The organism is Bacteroides stercorirosoris, from assembly GCF_900142015.1.
In the GTDB taxonomy this organism is placed as follows: domain Bacteria; phylum Bacteroidota; class Bacteroidia; order Bacteroidales; family Bacteroidaceae; genus Bacteroides; species Bacteroides stercorirosoris.
This window is the reverse complement of the sequence record NZ_FQZN01000018.1, coordinates 106,230-126,579: the sequence shown is the minus strand read 5'-3', so window position 1 is coordinate 126,579 and position 20,350 is coordinate 106,230. Positions and strand designations below refer to the sequence as shown.

The window sequence follows — 20,350 nt, the reverse complement described above, 5'->3', positions numbered from 1 at the left end:
CCCAATATCTGACCTGAAATATAAGAAGAACGGTCTGAAGCAAGAAAAGCACAAGCATTAGCAACATCTTCAGGAGTTCCCAAGCGTCCTAAAGCAATCTTTTGAATACGAGTATCGATTTTTTCACCACTCTCTTCATAAAGTTCTGAAAAACGTTCCGTTTTAACAATACCCGGTGCAACAGCATTCACACGAATCCCCAGAGAAGCCAATTCTTTAGCTGCAGATTTAGTAAAAGCCATAATTGCCCCTTTAGTTGCAGAGTAAGCAGACTGTCCCGGTGAGCCCAGTACTGCCGTTACCGATGCAATGTTTACAATAGAGCCGCTATGATTACGAGCCATCAAACGAGAAACCAACTGAATCATTTCAATTACAGCTATTACATTCACACGGAACATCAGTTCTGTCTCCGGACGCAATATCATACCGATTTTCTTATTAAATACCACACCCGCATTGTTAACCAGTGCATCAATACGACCTTCTTGTTTGAAAACGGACATAAAGGCCGATTTTACAGCTGTAGCATCCGTCACATCAAAATACAAAGGAAGCACCCGGGTATGATTATCTTCTGAACAAGCCTTCGCCCATTCATCCATAACTCCTTCAGTACGGTCGCAAGCATAAACTATTGCACCATCCGAAGCAAAACGTTCAGCTATAGATTTACCGATGCCTTGTGCGGCACCGGTAACAATACATATCTTATTATATAAAAGCCTTTCCATACAAATTATTTCAGACTACGACCACCATCAATTACCAAGTTAGTACCTGTAACCCATGCAGAAGCATCGGAAAGCAAGTAGATTATGGCATAAGCAATTTCCTCTGGTTTACCATAACGTTTTAATGGATACAAGCTCATATCTTTAGATTTATCTTCTTCTGAATACACTTGCTTATCAATTAGTGGAGTATTTACCATCCCGGGACTTACTGCATTACAACGAATTCCTTTTACAGCCAATTCCACAGCAGCATACTTAACGAAAGCAGATAAAGATGTTTTAGCGCTACCATATATAGCATTGCCTGGCAAAATATTAAAATTTCCAGCTATAGATAAAGTAAATACTAAACTAGAAGGATTAAATAGTTTTTTCTTTCTTACCAATTCCTTAGTCAACAGCATAGGAGCAAAACTATTTAAACAATAAATTCGGTCCAATTCATCCCACGAGATAAACGGTATAGGCAATGTCTTTCCTATACCAGCATTATTTACACAACCATCCAATTGAGGCAATTTAGTCACCAAAGCTGAAATGCCGTCGGCTGAACTTAAATCTGCAGCAAATATCTGATGCACTTGCCCCTCAGTTTCTAACGAATTGTAGGTTTCAAGAAGTCTTTCTTCATTCCTACCAGTGAGCACCAAAGTAGCCCCCATTCGTGAACATTCAATAGCAGTAGCCTGTCCGATGCCGGATGAAGCCCCCGTCACTAAAATTGTTTTCCCAAACAAACTATAAGGGTTATACATCTTACATTTTTTGTTGAATGGCACGATATAAATCTTCCAACTTATTGGCATCTCTAATGTCATCAGTATCCAATGTAACATCGTAAACTTCATCTACCATTGCTATCAAAGATAAGGCCAATATGGAAGTCCATTCTTCTAATTCTTTAAATACAGTATCTGATGTAATCAAAGATTTATCAGTATCATCCAACAATTCAAAAAAGCAATTTACAAATTTTTCCATAACTCTATTTTTTTGTACATAATATAACTCTTATCTTACCTTTCCATTTAACCCCAATTCTATGGAGTTTCTAAAATAGGTAATTTTCAAGACTACAAATCTATAACAAACATCTATTTAATCTTTTTTTTCAACAATGCTCTTTGTCGTCCGTCAGGCAATGTGATAATCTGTTCAACTTCAGCCTTCATTGCTTTATGATAAGCTAAAACTTTATCATTATCTAAATCTACTTCAATATAAATATGAGATGCTCCTAATACAGCCATAATTTTATTAGATTTTAAACTCAAATTTACAGCATCCAACGTATTAGAATCATCTTTTTTCCAAGCCCAGAACTCACCTCTTGCTCCTTTCCCATATACAAATTTTTCAGATGATTTTTCCGAAGTCGATTTAAACCTTTGCACTAGATTTTTTATAAGCTTCGGTGATTTAATAATTGAAGGTATTGCGGAAACTCCCAAAGAAAGCCAATGTTTCCGCAGTGTTTTCATCTGCCAAGAAGCATTCAGTGTTGCACTATTAAATCCTACAATTTTCCCATCTTCATTCTCAGCACAAATCACCACTTCATATGGATCATTGAGAATTATTTTATAATACCGTTTTAAGAAAAACAAATCCATTTTAGAAAAAATACCTATAGGATTATAGTCTCTGACTGAATATTGCACTAAAGCAATTTGTCCAGCATCAGATGGTTTTGCAATTCTAAATATTATTGTATCACTCATTATTGTAAACAAATTTATTTTTAACAAAAAACACAATAGAAAAAACTATAATAGCTGTAAATGGTACGAATACATAAATAAAATCTATAAAATTAGCACGTGGAGCAAAAATAATATTGGTATACATCATTAACCCAACAGCAGCTCCCCAAAAAGATTTTCTACACCACTTTCTGATATTAGCCAAACATATTCCATATATAAGACTCCCAACAATAACACCAAAGAGACCAAAATCAACCCATAAATCGGCAATATAACATCCACCATATCCTCCACCAGAAAAATATAAAGAAGGTGAACCTAAATATGTTAGCGTTGCATGCAGAGTATGATCATTCAATGCATGTTCTGTTGTTTGTGGTTTTACTGGTTCTGTATTAAAAAATAATTGAGAAATTGTATTATGATTGAAAAAATCAACAACTTTACCTGCACTATATATCTTACCTTCTGGCAAAATGTTTTCAAATTCCTTAGCATATCCTAAAACATTAACACTAACCCCTTGTTGATAAAAAAATCCAATAGCCAAATTCGCAGAGTCATCTATATCCACATCTTTTTCAGCCCTAACATAAGAAATCAAAAAAAGGGAACTTACTAAAACCGGAATCGATAATAATAAAGTAAATATTCCTTTTTTCCCAATCCAAGGCTTCTCTCCTGGATTAATTCCATTTCTTATAAAATAATACGAAACAACAAAAATAATTGCCAATACGGCACTGCCTCTTTGCCCCATGCCTATTGATGTAACACTAACTAGCAGATATATTATTATTATCCATTTAGATTCCTTTTTCGATGGCATTGTAGCCAAAAAAAACATAACAAAATATTCAAAAAAGGTAGCCAAGAAAACTATTACATATGGAATTAAAGATTTATAATTTAAATAGAAATCCATGTAACCATGAGCCAAAACATATCGTACTTGATCCAATATACTCAAAAAAGCGAAAAAAGAAAAAAGAATTGCAGCAATTTTAGAAAACTTGCGAACTCTAACTACGCTTTTATAATCATAGAAACGGTAACAAACATTCTCTATTTTTTCCCTCTGAATTGAACATCTATAACCTATATAAACTGAAAGAAGTGCTATATAAAGAACTAAATTAACAAATTTATTGATTTCTACATTAAAAACAGTCTCACCTAAAATAATGGCCAATTCATCTGTATTAAAAAATAATGGAAATATAATCCTTGTTAACAAAAAAGTAAAATACGTGACTAAAAATGCAAGAAAAGTAATATTTAGGTTCAATCCTCCTCTAACTCCATATATAAAGCATCTTAATAATAAAATTAGAATAGAGTAAGCAATAATATCTTCCGATTCAAATGTATAAGCAAATAAAGATATTGCTGTCAAAAATAATAAGAAATAGAATTCTAATATCTGATTTACAGATATCTTCTTATAAAAGAAATCAGAAAACATACTAACTTATAAGTGAGTTAAATAGGTTTGAATTGAAATCTGAATATATCTGTAATTTACCAGTATTAATTACCGCAGCATCCATAAAATGAGAAAAGTCTTCAATATCATTAATATAATAAAAACCATCACTATTAGTCGCATCATAACCGATAGCATTCAAACCATTACAATTAATCCTACCAACCTTTTTACCTAAAGAAAGAGATTCATATAATACTGAAGAATTTTCCCCTATTACGAAATTATAAGGTAATATAGCAATCTGAGAGCATTGTTTTGAAGATACATCAATAATGTGAGAATTTTCTTTTAAAATTTTTAATTGCAATGCATTAAACAACTCTTGCGGATGCCTCCTAATATGAAAATAAACATCAGGAAACTTCCGCGATAATGCTACTATGAAATTTAATAATTTCTCTGATATTTCAGGCTCAGAAATAACTAAAACCGCATCACTTTTTTGGATTGATTGAGAGCTTCTCTTAATATAATCCTTAAATGCCCATCCGACATTTATTACTTTTGACTGATCAATGCCAAATACTGTAGACGGACAAAAATTACCAAAAGTACAAAAAAAATCAGGATCAACGACTAGGTTATTATAGCCAGAATAAAGATTTGTCAAGCCTTGAGTTATACCGTGTTGAATTTCTATCACTTTTATTTTTAATTGCTTAGCAGCTAAAGATTGAGGTATAAAAGTTACTCTACTAACACCCACAATAGATCTAATGTTTAATTTTTTAAAAATAATAGCATATATCTTCTTTTGAACAAAAATAGTTGATGACTTCAAAAGAAGATATAAAATAATCTTATTACTATCAGAAATATATTTTTGAGTTACCTTAATAACTTTCATATACACTAATCTATTTCTCATATATAAATATGGCAACACAAAAACTCCAACTAATAGAGAAAACAAATTGATAAAATCAGTATAAATAATTCCATGCTCATTATTTCTTGGAATGGAATGTTCTCTATATTGATTATTAAAATATAAAAAATCAGATTCTTTAATCTGAATCTCGCTTATAATAGGATCTATAAATTTATCAATATAAAAACCATTTACAGACTCCAAACGTGTAAATCCAAAAAAGCAAACTTTAGGGTTAACTTTAATAAAAAACAGTCTAATAAATTGAAAAAAAGAGATAAAGAAATATCTGATATTCTCTAATTTAAATTTACTTCTACTACCAGAGGAAATATCATTAATTCCATTGCGTAAAAAATAATATCCCCTCATTCTATACCGTATAATATGCCATAGAGGGATATCTTCCACGTAAAGCTCATTTAATCCATTTAACAGTTCTATATTTATTATTTTCTCAATTAATTCATTCTCTCTATTTTCTGTCATAATAGTTATCAAGTTAGATCTAAAAAAATATTAGAGTATGTATCTATCATACTTTCTATAGAAAATTTATTTTCATACAATCTTCGAGAGTTTTCACCCATTTCTCTCCAATCATATTTATCCATATTTATAAAAAAACTCTTTACTCCTTCTGTACTTGGATCAATAAATATACCTGTAACTTTTTCTTCTATCATTTCCGGAATACCACCAACTTTTGTCGATACAATTGGTAGACTTTGCCGCATTGCCTCTATAATAGAAATAGGTAACCCTTCATCAATACTTGGAAGAATAAATATATTATTTTGAGACAATAAATTTGGAATATCTTTTCTATTACCCCAAAAAGTAACAAACCGTTCAATACCATGAAGCATACTCATATTACATAATTCCTCCTTCAAACAACCATCACCTATTATATTAACATGGATCTTTTCAAGAATATCTCGTGGTAAACTCATCATAGCTTCGATAATAAACCGCTGTCCCTTTCTCTCATTAACCGTTGCAACACAACATATTCTATATTTTGGACAAAAATTATCTATATACTTTTCTATCTTAATATCAGGAATTCCATTTAAACTAAAAAAAAGCTTTTCACGGGAAAACTCTTTGTTATTTTTTTTAAAATTCTCCATTGAAGACTCAGAAACAAAACCAAGCCTATCTATCTTAGATAGAACATACTTTTCTTTATTTATTAGATATTTTTTTAATATTCCCCTCTTTAGACATGGATAATCTATTTTTACCGTTCCATATAATTCTCCATTAGTATGGGAAACTAGAATCACTTTTGCATTATTACGACCATCTCTATATTTAAGAAAATAATAACAAGTCTCAATTTCATGACAAAAGACAATATCGTCATTATTTGGCATAGAAAGATATTTACTAACCAAAATCTTTGCTGCTCTTCCACTACGAATATACATATGTAAAATCGCATACACAGAAAAAGAATTGCAAAATTTCTCTATATGACTAAAAATATAAGCCTTCAATCCTACTAACTTCTTCTTATCATTTGAACTAAATTCTGTGTCTTTTTTAGGGTAAATATCATCTCTTGTAAAATAATCAATCGACACTTTATTGACTCTAAATATTGATTTGCCTTCTTTCAGACATCTCATAACGGCACTTGCACCAGTTGAGTCTGTAATATACTTACTAAATAGTAAAGTTACTTTCATGATATAAAATTTATTGAACTTATCCCTTTAAAATGCCTAACAACTTATGCTTATCAGCTTTAGAAAATCCTAATAAGAAAACAATAAAGATTGTCAATATAGCAGATATTAGAAACTTTATTAGACCACCTAACATCAATTTATCACACACAAATATAAACACATACGATGTAACAAAACATACGATAGTAACTAGTAACATCCTACTTAAATAGTTAGTAAAATAATCTTTAATCTCAATTCTCAAATATAAGTTTATATGCAAAAATCTAAGCAATCCCGTTATGCCATTCAAAACAAACATTGTAATAGGAACAAATACTGGTGAATACCCTTTTGACAACAAAATCGCAGATATAATTACATTTAATATTAATATCAAACTAAGCCAAATATTATAAACTTTAACTTTCCCCGTTGCAAAAATTAAAGTATTAAACGGTGCCTGCATAGTATCAATCATCTGAAATAGTATAATAAACACACAGAATTTACCTGAAAAATCAGGAGGAGTTACTAACCAAAAATCTAATATGAAATCAACATTACAAATAATAGGAACACTTAAAAATAGAACCATATAATATGCAATAGAAGAAGACCTGCTAACTAAGGTCATAAGCCCTTTTATATCTCTTTCTGCATATGATTTATTTATTTGCGGACTAAAAGCAGTCTGCAAACTTGCAGCTAAAGCTGCAAATGCTGTATTAACTTGATGCGCAATACCCCATGCTGCATTTGCAATAACTCCCGAATATATATTCATTAAAATATTACCACCTTGCTGCGATACAGAATTAGAGAAACTACTTAATGTTGTCCAACCAGAGAATACCAATATTTTTTCTAAATAATCAACATCATTTCTCATAATATATATGCGACACGTTGAAAAACTAATCACACTATATATTATCGTAATCGCTGTACAAATAAAAGTTGAAGCTGAAATATAAACACAATAGTCAACCAATTTACTATCCCCACTAAAAAATAATAAAAAAGCAGCTAACAATTTACAGATTGATTCTACAATACTAATAATTGCATAAAATGACATTCTTTCATGAGAAACCACTAAGGAGGTAAATGGTATTCTAAGCATCTGAAAAACATAAGATAGGACACAGACTTGGTAACAAAAATTGGAGATACCTCTATATTCTACTCCAATATTCAAAACATTATTAATTAGATACAAACCTACAGTCTCTAATAACAGAAGAATTAATAAAGATAATGCTATAGTTACCTGAAAAGATGAATTAAAAATTTTAACTTGTTCCTTCTCACAATAAATTGCAATTGAACTTGAAATAAATCTTAATGTAGCAGTGTTGAGAGATGATTGTATAAATAGAAACAGAGTAACTATACCGTAAATAATATTATATGTCCCAAATCCCTCTATCCCTAAAGTCTGCAATACAACACGAGACGAAAATATGGTAATCAACATTGTAACTACCATTCTTATATATAAATATATAGAATTTTTTGCTATCTTCTTAACGTTAACAGCCATAGATTCTAATAGTAACTGCCTGAAATTTGGACCACTAAGCTTTTACTACCTGAGTTACAGGTAGCAAAAAGATAGAACTAATTTATCCTGTTTCAAGGCTTCAACCATCGTATAATAATCTAACATACGTTCGCGACAGAAATCTGCCACACGAATCTTTTTACTCTTCTACAGGATGCGAAACTCCTGCACATATTCTTAGACAAGTAAAAGCAGCATGATTATTATTATCATAAACAACAATATCATCAATAAGCTTAAGGTCTAAATTTTCTGTAAAGCACTCATACCCATCTTTCTTACTGCAAGCTATCAGATTCAAAAGAAGAAGTAATATACTACTAATAAAGAGTAATTGACGCATAACAATTCCTTAAAGCCAAGTGCCTATGAATGCTAAAACCATTTTTATTCACTCCATCCACATCATGATATTTCCCTACATATATCCTATCGCCATTATGATCCGTATCACTACACCATATAAAGTCACGATACCATAGCAAACCTTTTTGGGCATAGTAATAAGCAAAAAAGGTATAAACGCATAATACTGCAGAAGGAAAGCTTATATGCTCTTTCAAAAGCTCTGTGGGTTGAACCGCACGTGAATCCTCTATAGCATCTTTCTTCAATAAATACCAGCGTAATTCTAAAGTATCATGAATAAACTTCTCATTCATATACCAATCCTGATTATAAAAACAAGGTTCTGAAATATCGGGATTCACTCCAAAACAATCACGAAAATTAGCTATAGAAAGTTTTTTACCATCTAATTCGGGAATACCCAATATTAGAATATAATCCTTTGATTTCTTTTCTAAATCGTCCAACGAATAATGTATATCTGGAATTCGAATGGAAGATAATGAAAGTTCCAACTTTTCAAAAAGAGGTTTCAATTCATCCCAACCGATAAAATGAGAGCCAAATAGTTCTTTCGCCTGTACTATTGCAATTCTTTCCATTTCTGATAATTTATTGCTTCTCTATATGTAGCCAGATGACCTAATTGAGAATATCTCTCAATGCGGACAAATTCTTGTTCTAAACGTTCAAATCGTATGCCCCAGTCCGATTTATTGAACCATCTCAAATTTCTTACAGGAGCATTGTAAAGAACAATATCACTTTTCTTATCCAACACTTCACGTAAGAAAGTCAAATAAGCGCGATACTGATGTTCATGACTGGCAACCAAAACCAACCGTTTCCACTCATTTATTATTGCCATTTTCACTACTTCAATAGCCTGTTCTCTTGTATTCAAGGATCTATCTTCATGTATGACAGCATCAACAGGAATCCCTTCCTGTAATATATAAGGTAACACATCTGAAAAGGGAAAACTTCCGTATTCATAATCAGTAATATTGCCACTAAAAACTATTTTAGTGGCAATATTCTGATTATAAAGTTCCACAGCCTTCTGATAACGATTCAAGCCGTCCCCTTCCAATAAAATAATTGCATCGGAGGGAAACAATATATCGTTATCAATAATAGCTATAATTTTTTCACGATCTGTTATCATCAAAAATTCTCCCAAAACAAAGGTTGCCCCTTTTCTATATTTTCCTTACACTCTTTACCTACTATAACAGATTTAAATTTAGGTGGTATACCCAAAGCCGGACGAAGTACATCAATATCTTCTTCTGTTATCACATGCCCCTTCTTTATATCATTTTTGGCATAAAGACAACGACGTTGTACGAATACAGTTTCACTTTCTTCTGCAACAACTTCTTTTACAGTACTTCCCATTGCACGCTCCACTTCACGAATGGAATCCACCATAAATTTAAAATCCTTCGGTTCCATAGAATGAGGATGATCGGGACCTTTATCATTCTTGTCTAAAGTAAAATGTTTCTCAATTACTCTACCACCAATAACAACAGAAGCCAATGCAACAATATGACCGGGAGCATGATCGGAATAACCAGTCAAAACATCGAATGCAGACTGATAGGTTTTCAACACATTCACATTTGCACTATCTATCTTGGATGGGTAATTCGTAATACATTGCATCAATACTAAATCCTTATTTCCTGCTGCATGAATAGTACGTACAGCTTCATCTATTTCAGCCATTGTTGCATCACCAGTTGCCAACATCACAGGTTTACCTTTACGAGCAATATAATCTAGCATTTCAAGCCAAGTTATATCACCGGAACCTATTTTTATAAAAGGAACATCCAAATCTATACATAAATCCACAGCTTCCTTAAAATAAGGAGAAGTAGAGAAATCAATTCCGACCCTTTTGCAGTATTCTGAAACTTCCTTATGCCATGCTACAGGAAACTCTGCATCCTTAAAAACTTCACTAACAGTACGTCCCCAGGAACCATGTACTCCTTTCAATTGCATGCGGGAGAATCCTCCCTCTGATACAATTCGAGGAGTTGAGAAAGTTTGAAATTTAGCACAATCTGCACCTGCTTCCTTTGCTGCATCAATTAGACGCTTTGCTTTATCAAGACTTCCATCAAAGTTCGCACCAATTTCAGCTATAAAATAAGTAGGATAATCCATTCCAATCATCCGACTTCCAATTCTTATGTTTTTATTAAAATCTGCCATAATATAATGTTTAATTAAGACGTTTAAACCCAGATTGACAAATAGGCCCATCAAGAGATTTCATAACATCCTTACCATCCTCAAAATCACGAATCTGGGCAAAGACCTTATCTAATTCAAAGAAATAGTCATCTAATATTTCTTGTGAATGGGCTATACAAGGGTACATACTATTACCGGCAAGATACCCTCTCTTTAACATTTCTTGAGTTATAAATGTCTTATAAGCAAGATGATTTTTACTTTTAAAGTTGTAACCAGCAAGAGCCGGGATACCCCATTGCTCAATTTCCAAGCCATACTTATCAGCCAAAGCCTGCCAACGTTGCTTATTACTATTTCCAATAGCTGTAATGACTTCCCAAGATTTAACACGTTCCATAACTTTCAACGTAGCTAATGCAGCTGTAGGACCAATACGTTCTGTCCAAAATGTACTGCTAATCCAAGTCCTTTGTGCTGCATTCATAACGTCTTTACGACCAACAACAGCGCAAATAGCATACCCATTTCCAATGGTTTTACTATATATTGCCATATCCGGTTCTACACCATATTTTTTGTATAAACCACCGAATGTTTCACGGAACCCACTTGTGCACTCATCAAAAATAAGAATTATACCACGTTCAGTTGCCAAATCACGGACTTTCTGCAGAAAATCATCCTCAGGACCAAAGTTACGACAGACTTCCATTTTAATTGCCGCTAACTCATTATGATTTACGATATCAAGCAATTCCTCAAAATTATTATACCGAAAAGGAATAGTAGACCCACGTAATCCCTTTGGAACACCCGCTGGTGGAATACCAGGAAGTAGATGCCCAGCTAACGCATCACTATCACCCAAATTAACAGAAACATACCAATCATGCCAACCATGATAGCCACAAATAGCAACCTTATCTTTCCCTGTAGCCGCTCTAGCTATGCGTATACATACGGAATTTGCTTCACCACCGCCACGAGTATAACGTACCCCACCAGCCCATGGATCAAGTTCTATAAGTTTTTCTGCCAAATAGACTTCTTCTGGACAATTAAATGTAGTTAAGTTTCCATCACGAATTACCCTCATAACCGCCTCGTCAACTTCCTCATTTGCATACCCTAAGGTATTCGTACCGATACCCATCATTGAGCAATCGATATACTCTTTTCCATCAAGATCCCATACTTGACATCCTTTAGAACGGCTATAGTACGCCGGCCAATTTTCCGGCAAAAACTGTTCCGGTCTTTTTGAAAGCAACATCGTTCCACCAGGAATTATTTGTTTGGCTCTCTTGTATAATTCTTGTCCTTTTCCCATACTATTAATCGTTTAATAATGATTTTGCATATCCTTCATCTCTCATATGACTATTGTTCAAGTCTCTGACTCTTTGATTAGAATCCAAATATTTAATATAATCTATCCAACCAGCTTCTTTACCAACATTTTCCAAAAGTTCCTTCACCACCATAAAGTCTTCTTGAGTATCCACAGTAATACGATATTCAGAGCAATCGACCGATGATTCAACATTAACTGATGTAAATAGATTTCCTCCATTAAAAGAAGAATTCTTTTTAATATATGGTGTCACATGTTCTCGTTCACTTTTGAGTATCGCCTCATTGTAGGCTCTCTCCAAGGCTGAAAAACGAAAAACTTCTGTATCAATACCATCAGGATAAGTCGGTTTCAAAGTATTTGAAGCATAATCACAACCAGTAGAAATACAAGTAGTAATCACATGGTCTATAACCTGTGGATCAATCAAAGGACAATCAGATGTTACTCTCACAACATAATCAGGATTCATATCCTTTACTGCAAAATAAAAACGTTCAAGAACATCATTTATTGAACCTCTATAGCATTCCGTACCATTCCGCTGTGCAATACGTACAATTTCATCAGAGCCCTCCTCGATAGTTGTCGCAACTACTAATGTTGTGATTTTTGCAGCTCTCAGAATTCTTTGTAGATGTATATCCAAAAGTGTCTCATCACCTACTTTTTTCAAGACTTTAGCAGGTAATCTAGTTGAACCATACCTAGCCTGGGTAACTGCAACTATTTTCATTTCACCACAAAATTTGGATCTACATATTTCTTTATATTTTCACGCATTGTTTCTACTGTTTCCCATTCTGTATTATTATCAGAACTATAATGAAAACCTTCAGGCACGAGTACCGCATTATGATGTTGTATAAACTCTTCTCGTGTATGTTTATAAGATACAGAAGGAAGAATCACATAATATTCACCCAAATCAATAGTATCAAGAGCATCAGTAATAGTAATCATCTCTTCATGTAACTTTTCTCCCGGACGAATGCCTATTTCTACTTGAGGGAGATTAGGTGCAATAGCAGTAGCAATATCTTTAATATGATAAGAAGGTATTTTCGGAATAAAAATCTCACCACCTAAATGATGACCTATTGCATACATAACCAATGCCACACCAGCTTCCAATGAGATATTGAAGCGAGTCATACGCATATCTGTAATAGGCAATTCTTTTGCACCATTATCACGTTTGTTTATAAAAAAAGGTATTACAGATCCACGAGATCCCATCACATTACCATAACGAACCACAGAAAATTTAATATCTTTGGAACCACTGATATTATTAGCTGCTGTAAATAGTTTATCTGATGTCAATTTCGTTGCACCGTATAGATTAATAGGTGCACATGCTTTATCCGTAGAAAGTGCAACTACATGCTTCACACCTGTTGCCAATGCTGCTTTAATTACATTTTGTGCACCATGTATATTAGTTTTAATACATTCTTCCGGATTGTACTCAGCAGTATCAACCTGCTTAATAGCAGCAGCATGAATTATAACATCCACCCCTTCACAGGCACGTACTAAACGCTCTAAATCACGGACATCACCAATGAAATATCTCATTTGAGGATATTTCTGCTCCGAATACTTCTGTTTTAATTCAAATTGTTTCAATTCATCTCTAGAGTAGATAATGATTTTCTTCACTTGTGGATAATCACGAAGGATGGTCTCCACAAATTTCTTACCGAAAGAACCTGTTCCTCCAGTTATCAATACAGATTTATTATTTAACATATTAACATAAAATATTATTATTCAGATAAATATATAGACTATCAATAGATGTCATAAAGGCATTATTTAAATAAAACGATAAGTCCCATAAAAATTCACAGGAGACGCTTGAAGACAATAAATACCAGTTAATTTTCTAATTCTTCCCAAGGATAGGGATTATCAATTACATTCTGAAATTCATCAATAGCTTCCTGCTGTTCGGAAGTAAGTGATGCCGAATCCCACGAAGCGATGATAGCGCGACCTTCATCAGCTAAAGGTTCATCAAACACCTCACCATAGCAGGCGGTAAGCAGACGAAGTTTCAGCAACGAAGCAGGAAGAACATCAAGAATATCCCAACAACGATCCAAGACCTCCTGGATATGTTTCTGTTTTTCACCGTGATCTACAAATGAGGCACCGTAACCCATCAGAAGAGCAAGACAAACATTAGCCTGTTCTTCCACAGTAGAACCTTTGACACCGGAATTATACAAAGCCGTAGTAAGACGATAAACTTCACCGTTACGGCGGGAAAGGTCATCGCTATAAACCGGATTCCCGTCCATACCTAAATACATCAGATCGTGCGCTGCACGCTGAAGAGCAAGTGTTTCTTCAGAAAGAGACATAATGATTTATGATTTATAATTTATGATTTATCAGCTGTTCAATGGCAACGGCCGATCGTCAATTATTTGATTACTTCTATAAGATCCGGATGAATGGTAGCAAGCGCAACGGCAATAACACCTTGTATCTCTATAACCACACGACGATCACGTGCACCTTTTACTTTCAGGAAAATGCCTTCCTGACCCTCGAAGTCACCACCCGTGATACGAACTTTTGTACCTTTGGACAAATTCAGTTCATCAGGTTGAAAGTACATGAGATGATCATTGTAGGTACCGGCAACGGCAATAAAACGCTGCATCTCACTATCAGAGATAATGATCTTCTGACCGCTACGGGTATCGGTTATGTATTGTAAATAGGTTACCTGTGATTTAATACGTTTCACCTCAGAGGGACAAGCATGAACAAAAAGTAAATTGTGAACAACAGGAACCAGAACACGCACTTTCTTACCTTTCTTTATACTGATCTTGTATTGCATGGGAACGAAACAACCCATTTTCTCCTTTTCAAGCAGACGCATCGCATCAGGCTCTCTACGGTAAGTGGCACGCATGGCATACCATATTGGGCTTTCTTTCTCTACTTCCATTCTATGATTATTTCAGAAAAGTGCATTCCTATGGGGCTTTGAACTTCTTGCATACACTTGAAATTCAATCACTTGCGAACACTTTATGTAAAATACGACAAGCTTTGTGCTCCTCTTGTCAACGAGTTTTCTACAGCAGTTCAATGCTTTATAGGTAAAAAGCTATAAACGAACAGATTACAACAAAAAAGTATTTTTTAATCGTTCGTTTAATGGGCGTCAAGATTTAAAAAAAAGACAAAGAAAGAAAAAGAATAAAATGGGTAAATATTAACAGATATTTTTAGTCTTCATTTATCGTTTATAATCAAATAGTTAGCATCATTTTTACCCTATTTAAAGAAGTTTTTTTATCAAACATTTTGTCATTCAAAAAAACACCTATATCTTTGCGCCCATTAAACGAACGTTTTTTGAACACTCTTCAAAATAAAGTATATATATCTAGTATACAATTATTTACTACTAACAAAGGAATGTATTTATTGTATTTTCCCCTACTCCATCATTACCTCTAATTTTAATTTCCTATTTTTGCGACATTTTTAACTGTGAATATCAGTTAAATAAACAATTAAAATTTATAGTAGTATGAAAGATTTAAAAAAAAGAGGTTCAGAATGAATCTGATCCAAAAGAAATGTCTCATCAGGCTGAGAATCAGAGTACAAGCAGCATCAGAACAGTAAGTAAAATCAGCATAGTCAATGAGGATTTATTGGCTGAACGGTATTATGCAGGCATAAAAACTCACCTGTGTGTAGGAGCTCTAAGAAGCTTCAAATTGGGCTATTATAAAGGCCAAAATATTGATACCGTAAGCGATTTGGGAATGCATTTATACGAATCGGGAGACGCCTTAAAACACGAGAAAGGAGAAGATACCTTCATGGAAATGAGCAGCTTTATGACAGAACTAAGAAAGATGTGGGCCGTGATACAAAAGGAAGACACCGAGCACATGGACCCATACGGATATGATGTAACAATAATTCATTGATAGTTTACTCCAAAGAAAGGGCATAACTTTGCCCCCGTCAATCTGACTGTGGAAGGGCTACACCCTTTCACCCGAATGGTGTAGCTCTAACCACAAAAGGGTGTAGCCATCCAAGGCAAAGGGTGTAGCCATCGCAGAAGATTGATTATTAATCATTTATAAACTAGTAAATTCATTAAAATGAAGAAACAAACGTTGGGGCACCAATCGAATCATGTAACGAAAAGCGAAAGAGTGGAAAATCTATGGAAGAAACTTATCAGACAGGAAACTGATTTATCAGATGAAACCATCGCATGGATGACAAGACGAATTAGGCTATTGACAGAGTATATGGCATACGGATGTGCATTAATAGCCTATCGTAAACAGAATGGAGATTTTTATATGGCAAGGGCAACACTCATATATTATGAAACCTGTTTCCATCGAAAATACGACATTGAACGCATCCAGAACCATGTGGTATACTGGGATATAGAACAGCAGGGATGGAGAACATTCCAGATAGAGAATTTTCTGGAATGGAGACCGGTAGTTTAAATGGAAAATGAAGAATGAAGAATTAAGAACGAAGAATTATGGAATCATATCTATTGCATGACGCCAATGCAAGCAGTAATTTTAAAATAATGATGATGACACAGAAAGAAGGAATGAAAGGATACGGTATCTACTGGATGATACTGGAGTTTCTTAGGGTACAGAACGGATATAAAGCAGACGTAAGAATACTGCCCGTACTGGCAAGAAAAATGAGAGTGACAGTAGCAACCTTGAAGAGAATCATCTTCGATTCAGGACTATTTGAAGTGAACGGCACAACCTTTTCATCACCCGGACTCACACGCCGCATGGAACCACTGGAAGCCAAGCGCGAAGCGAACAGAGAGTCGGGCAGACGTGGAGGACTGGCTAACCAACAGAGAATCAGGGAAGGAATGGCAAGCGACGCTTTACCTATCAATAAGACTAATAAGAGAAATAACTCCCCCTCTATATCTCCCCAAGGGGAGACGGGAAAGAATGGGGAGATTATTCTTGTTCCGCCGGAGTATGCACTCAACAAAAATACGCACAACTATGAAGGGCTGATGGAAGAGCTGCAACGCCAAAAAGTGACGGCCGTCAAGGAAATCAATGCCATCCTAAGACTCACGGATTTCGGAAAACTGAAAGGAAAGATATGGAAAATACTCTATGACATCAACAACTCACCGCAGATGAAAGCAAGGATTGTAATGCCGGGAAAATATATTCTGAAGCTACTCCAAAACTAAAGGCTGGTCAGTACAATAGGTCAAAGAGGTATTTCTCCCTCCAGAGTAAACCTCTTTGACTCAATTCGGCTATTTGCTTTCCGTTCCAAACAAATACTCTCTCAAATTGCTTTTCACTCTAAACAAATTCGTATATTTGCTACACATAAATCGTTTTAAATATCATGATAACATTTCCGAATGCTAAAATAAACCTGGGACTGAACATTGTAGAGAAACGCCCCGACGGGTATCATAATCTGGAAACAGTATTCTATCCTGTTCCCTTGGAAGACGCGCTGGAGATTAACGTGCTGAACGAAAGTAACGAGAAGTTTCGTCTGTACCAGGCAGGATTAGAAATCGAAGGAGAAATAGAAAACAATCTCGTGGTAAAAGCCTACAAGCTGCTGGATGAAAAGTTCAATCTGCCGCCCGTGGATATTCACCTGTTCAAGCACATCCCTTCCGGTGCCGGTTTGGGCGGCGGATCATCCGATGCAGCATATATGCTGAAATTACTGAATGAAAAATTCAATTTGGAACTAACAGATGAAACCTTAGAAGAATATGCCGCAAAACTGGGAGCAGACTGCGCCTTTTTCATCCGGAATACCCCAACATACGCCGAAGGGATAGGAAACCTCTTCTCCCCTATCTCCTTATCTCTAAAAGGGTATCAGATTGTGTTAGTCAAACCTGATATTTTTGTTTCCACCCGCGATGCTTTTGCGCAAATAAAACCGCATCGGCAAAATATCCCATTGAAGGAAGTTATAAAGCATCCTATAGAGGAATGGAAAGAGCTAATGGTGAATGATTTCGAAGAAAGTGTATTCCCCAAATTCCCGGCTATCAAAGAGATTAAAGATAAGCTTTATCAGGAAGGAGCCATATACGCGGCAATGACAGGCTCCGGTTCATCTGTATTTGGTTTGTTCAAACCGGAAGATAAGAAAACAGCGGAAAAAGATTTCGGGGAAAAAGCATTTGTATATCGGGGCATACTGAAATAGCAGACGGATAAATCTTGCATATACCATCAAAGAGGCTAATTCCAAGCCTCTTTTTTTGTTCACTAATGAACAAAAAATAAGCCCTGTCTCCCGACAAGGCTTATTCACAACACAAACACAAAATAAAACACGACAAAACTACTATGCAATCTTACCTGTCTATGCCGGGGAGGCATAAGTACTAGTTACGGATATTCACATATACATAAACAGCGTCAGGCTGATTTGCAACTTATAAACAAATGCGGGGAAGCATTTGTTCATTCCCTATTTGTTAATAAAAACAAAAATCTCTTTAGTCGCTTATTGAATACCTCTTTCGCGAAGCTTCAACTGCCAATTCCAGGCAGAAAGCAACGTATCTTCGATGGTTTCAACAGCTGTCCAACCCAACTCTTCGTTTGCGAATTTAGGGTCGGCCCATACTTTTTCAATATCTCCCGCACGACGACCGACAATCTGATAATTCAGCTTCACGCCGGTTGCCTTCTCGAAAGCATTGATTAATTCCAATACTGAAAGACCGCGCCCCGTTCCAATGTTGAACACTTCCACTGTTTCTTTCTGCTTCTTTTCCAAGATGCGGCGGATAGCGATCACATGTGCTTTTGCCAAATCGACCACATTAATGAAGTCGCGTATGCAAGAGCCGTCGGGCGTATCATAATCATCACCGAACACGCTCAGTTTCTCACGGATACCGATAGCGGTCTGGGTCAGATAAGGTATCAAATTCTGAGGCACACCATTGGGCAACTCACCAAGCAATGCTGTAGGATGCGCACCGATCGGATTGAAATAGCGCAACAGGATTGCATTGATAGGAGCACCTGAAGCCACAGTATCGCGAACAATTTCTTCATTGATCTGCTTCGTATTACCGTAAGGAGATTCCGCTTTCTTAATCGGGGCATTCTCCGTTACCGGCAATTCGTCCGGCTGACCGTAAACTGTACAAGAAGATGAGAACACAATACCTTCCACTCCGTGCTTCGGCATCAATTCGAGCAGATTAATCAATGAAACCAAATTGTTGCGATAATAAAGCAACGGTTTCTGAACCGACTCTCCTACAGCCTTACTGGCCGCAAAGTGGATGATGGCTTTAATGCCTTTATATTTAGTAAACACAGCGTCAAGACCGGCGTAATCCAAGCAATCCAACTTTTCGAATGCAGGGCGGATACCCGATACTTTTTCGATGTTATCGACAACATCAGCGCTGGAGTTTGACAAATTATCTATTATCACTACTTCATAACCTGCGTTTTGAAGTTCGACTACAGTATGTGAACCGATATAACCCGTTCCACCTGTAACTAATATCTTTTCTTTCATCAGTGATTTATTCTTATTAGGTTATCATTTGTTTGTGGCGGCAAATTTAAGGAAATTTATTTAGATAAAAAGCAAAAAGTGTATTTTTTTTAGTTGAAAAAAGAAAGGGGTAGAATTTCTTCTACCCCTCACCCGTATTGCATGTTCTTTTTTTCAGATTTTCACCACGCCTGAAAAACCCATGAAAGCCATAGCCAAAAGCCCGGCAGTGATCAGGGCGATCGGAGTTCCTTTCATTCCTTTCGGGATATTTACCAAACTCATCTGTTCGCGCAAACCGGCAAAAAGAGTCAGTGCCAGACCAAAACCGATAGCCGTGGAGAATGCATAAACCACACCTGTCAGCAGGTCATAATCTTTTTGGATAACGAGAATAGCTACACCCAGAATACAGCAGTTAGTCGTAATCAAGGGTAAGAATACACCCAATGCCTGATATAAAGAAGGTGATACCTTTTTCAGAATGATTTCCACCATCTGAACCAATGCAGCAATTACCAAAATGAAAGTGATGGTCTGCAAGTAGCCTAAATCGAAAGCATCGAGCACGAACTTCTGAATCAGAAACGTTACGATAGTGGCGATAGTGAGCACGAATGCCACTGCAGCGGACATACCCAACGCTGTTTCTACTTTCTTAGATACGCCGAGGAACGGACAGATACCCAGAAACTGTGACAACACGATGTTATTGACAAAGATTGCCGAAATAAATATCAATATATATTCCATAGTTCTAAATTAATAATTAAAGAATTGATAATGAAAAGCGTTTCAGACGCCATTCCATTTTTTCATTCT

Annotated in this window: 22 protein-coding genes; 4 read left to right on the top strand and 18 right to left on the bottom strand. The window is 35.3% G+C overall.

From position 1 onward, the window contains the following. The 16 genes from BUC01_RS14735 to BUC01_RS14660 form a co-directional block, all read right to left on the bottom strand. A partial coding sequence (locus BUC01_RS14735) for an SDR family NAD(P)-dependent oxidoreductase (protein ID WP_073314076.1) occupies positions 1-734 on the bottom strand: 734 nt, incomplete at its 3' end. Positions 735-739: 5 nt separating this feature from the next. Then, a complete protein-coding gene (locus BUC01_RS14730; RefSeq protein ID WP_025833076.1) occupies positions 740-1,492 on the bottom strand; it encodes an SDR family NAD(P)-dependent oxidoreductase in 753 nt (250 codons plus the stop codon). Between the two features lies 1 nt (position 1,493). Then, entirely contained in the window at positions 1,494-1,718 is a 225-nt protein-coding gene (locus tag BUC01_RS14725) for an acyl carrier protein (protein ID WP_025833074.1), read from the bottom strand. A gap of 113 nt (positions 1,719-1,831) precedes the next feature. After that, positions 1,832-2,458, bottom strand: coding sequence for a hypothetical protein (locus BUC01_RS14720; RefSeq protein WP_025833072.1), 627 nt, complete (start codon positions 2,456-2,458; stop codon positions 1,832-1,834). Beyond that, positions 2,451-3,908 (bottom strand): O-antigen polysaccharide polymerase Wzy family protein, encoded by a 1,458-nt coding sequence (locus BUC01_RS14715; protein ID WP_073314074.1) that lies wholly within the window; start codon positions 3,906-3,908, stop codon positions 2,451-2,453. Before BUC01_RS14715 ends, BUC01_RS14720 begins: the two co-directional genes overlap by 8 nt. Before the next feature lies 1 nt (position 3,909). Continuing rightward, on the bottom strand, positions 3,910-5,292 hold the full coding sequence (locus tag BUC01_RS14710; RefSeq protein WP_073314072.1) for a hypothetical protein: 1,383 nt from the start codon (positions 5,290-5,292) through the stop codon (positions 3,910-3,912). An 8-nt stretch (positions 5,293-5,300) separates the two neighbouring features. Further along, positions 5,301-6,500 carry a glycosyltransferase family 4 protein gene (locus BUC01_RS14705; protein ID WP_025833065.1) on the bottom strand — a complete coding sequence of 400 codons (1,200 nt, stop codon included), beginning with the start codon at positions 6,498-6,500 and terminating at the stop codon, positions 5,301-5,303. A 19-nt stretch (positions 6,501-6,519) separates the two neighbouring features. After that, positions 6,520-8,028: a lipopolysaccharide biosynthesis protein gene (locus BUC01_RS14700; protein WP_073314070.1), complete on the bottom strand. Its 1,509-nt coding sequence runs from the start codon at positions 8,026-8,028 to the stop codon at positions 6,520-6,522. A gap of 341 nt (positions 8,029-8,369) precedes the next feature. After that, entirely contained in the window at positions 8,370-8,999 is a 630-nt protein-coding gene (locus tag BUC01_RS14695) for a hypothetical protein (protein WP_025833061.1), read from the bottom strand. Next, positions 8,981-9,580, bottom strand: coding sequence for a YdcF family protein (locus tag BUC01_RS14690; RefSeq protein ID WP_243462560.1), 600 nt, complete (start codon positions 9,578-9,580; stop codon positions 8,981-8,983). Before BUC01_RS14690 ends, BUC01_RS14695 begins: the two co-directional genes overlap by 19 nt. Continuing rightward, complete coding sequence (locus tag BUC01_RS14685) at positions 9,565-10,626, bottom strand: N-acetylneuraminate synthase family protein (protein WP_025833057.1); 1,062 nt, start codon at positions 10,624-10,626, stop codon at positions 9,565-9,567. Before BUC01_RS14685 ends, BUC01_RS14690 begins: the two co-directional genes overlap by 16 nt. 10 nt (positions 10,627-10,636) lie before the next feature. Next, positions 10,637-11,941, bottom strand: coding sequence for an aminotransferase class III-fold pyridoxal phosphate-dependent enzyme (locus BUC01_RS14680; RefSeq protein ID WP_073314068.1), 1,305 nt, complete (start codon positions 11,939-11,941; stop codon positions 10,637-10,639). Positions 11,942-11,945: 4 nt separating this feature from the next. Beyond that, positions 11,946-12,701: a cytidylyltransferase domain-containing protein gene (locus BUC01_RS14675; RefSeq protein ID WP_034524453.1), complete on the bottom strand. Its 756-nt coding sequence runs from the start codon at positions 12,699-12,701 to the stop codon at positions 11,946-11,948. Next, positions 12,698-13,720: a UDP-N-acetylglucosamine 4,6-dehydratase (inverting) gene (gene pseB, locus BUC01_RS14670; protein ID WP_025833056.1), complete on the bottom strand. Its 1,023-nt coding sequence runs from the start codon at positions 13,718-13,720 to the stop codon at positions 12,698-12,700. Before pseB ends, BUC01_RS14675 begins: the two co-directional genes overlap by 4 nt. Before the next feature lie 128 nt (positions 13,721-13,848). After that, a complete protein-coding gene (locus tag BUC01_RS14665) occupies positions 13,849-14,337 on the bottom strand; it encodes a UpxZ family transcription anti-terminator antagonist (RefSeq protein WP_025833055.1) in 489 nt (162 codons plus the stop codon). A gap of 62 nt (positions 14,338-14,399) precedes the next feature. Beyond that, positions 14,400-14,936 carry a UpxY family transcription antiterminator gene (locus BUC01_RS14660; RefSeq protein ID WP_025833054.1) on the bottom strand — a complete coding sequence of 179 codons (537 nt, stop codon included), beginning with the start codon at positions 14,934-14,936 and terminating at the stop codon, positions 14,400-14,402. A gap of 640 nt (positions 14,937-15,576) precedes the next feature. On the opposite strand from BUC01_RS14660, the gene BUC01_RS14655 reads away from it, so the two are divergent. The 4 genes from BUC01_RS14655 to ispE all read left to right on the top strand — a co-directional run bounded on the left by BUC01_RS14655 (position 15,577) and on the right by ispE (position 18,211). After that, a complete protein-coding gene (locus BUC01_RS14655) occupies positions 15,577-15,936 on the top strand; it encodes a hypothetical protein (protein ID WP_025833053.1) in 360 nt (119 codons plus the stop codon). 180 nt (positions 15,937-16,116) lie between these two features. Then, a complete protein-coding gene (locus BUC01_RS14650; protein WP_025833052.1) occupies positions 16,117-16,479 on the top strand; it encodes an SH3 beta-barrel fold-containing protein in 363 nt (120 codons plus the stop codon). A gap of 38 nt (positions 16,480-16,517) precedes the next feature. Further along, on the top strand, positions 16,518-17,216 hold the full coding sequence (locus BUC01_RS14645) for a DUF4373 domain-containing protein (protein WP_073314066.1): 699 nt from the start codon (positions 16,518-16,520) through the stop codon (positions 17,214-17,216). 164 nt (positions 17,217-17,380) lie between these two features. Next, on the top strand, positions 17,381-18,211 hold the full coding sequence (gene ispE, locus BUC01_RS14640; RefSeq protein WP_025833050.1) for a 4-(cytidine 5'-diphospho)-2-C-methyl-D-erythritol kinase: 831 nt from the start codon (positions 17,381-17,383) through the stop codon (positions 18,209-18,211). A gap of 303 nt (positions 18,212-18,514) precedes the next feature. On the opposite strand, the gene galE is transcribed toward ispE, so the two are convergent. Both galE and rsxA read right to left on the bottom strand, forming a co-directional pair. Next, positions 18,515-19,549: a UDP-glucose 4-epimerase GalE gene (gene galE, locus BUC01_RS14635; RefSeq protein ID WP_073314064.1), complete on the bottom strand. Its 1,035-nt coding sequence runs from the start codon at positions 19,547-19,549 to the stop codon at positions 18,515-18,517. A gap of 153 nt (positions 19,550-19,702) precedes the next feature. Continuing rightward, the gene (gene rsxA / locus BUC01_RS14630) at positions 19,703-20,281 is read right to left on the bottom strand and encodes an electron transport complex subunit RsxA (protein ID WP_007213702.1); all 579 of its coding nucleotides are present in this window, start codon (positions 20,279-20,281) and stop codon (positions 19,703-19,705) included. Between the last annotated feature and the right edge of the window lie 69 nt (positions 20,282-20,350).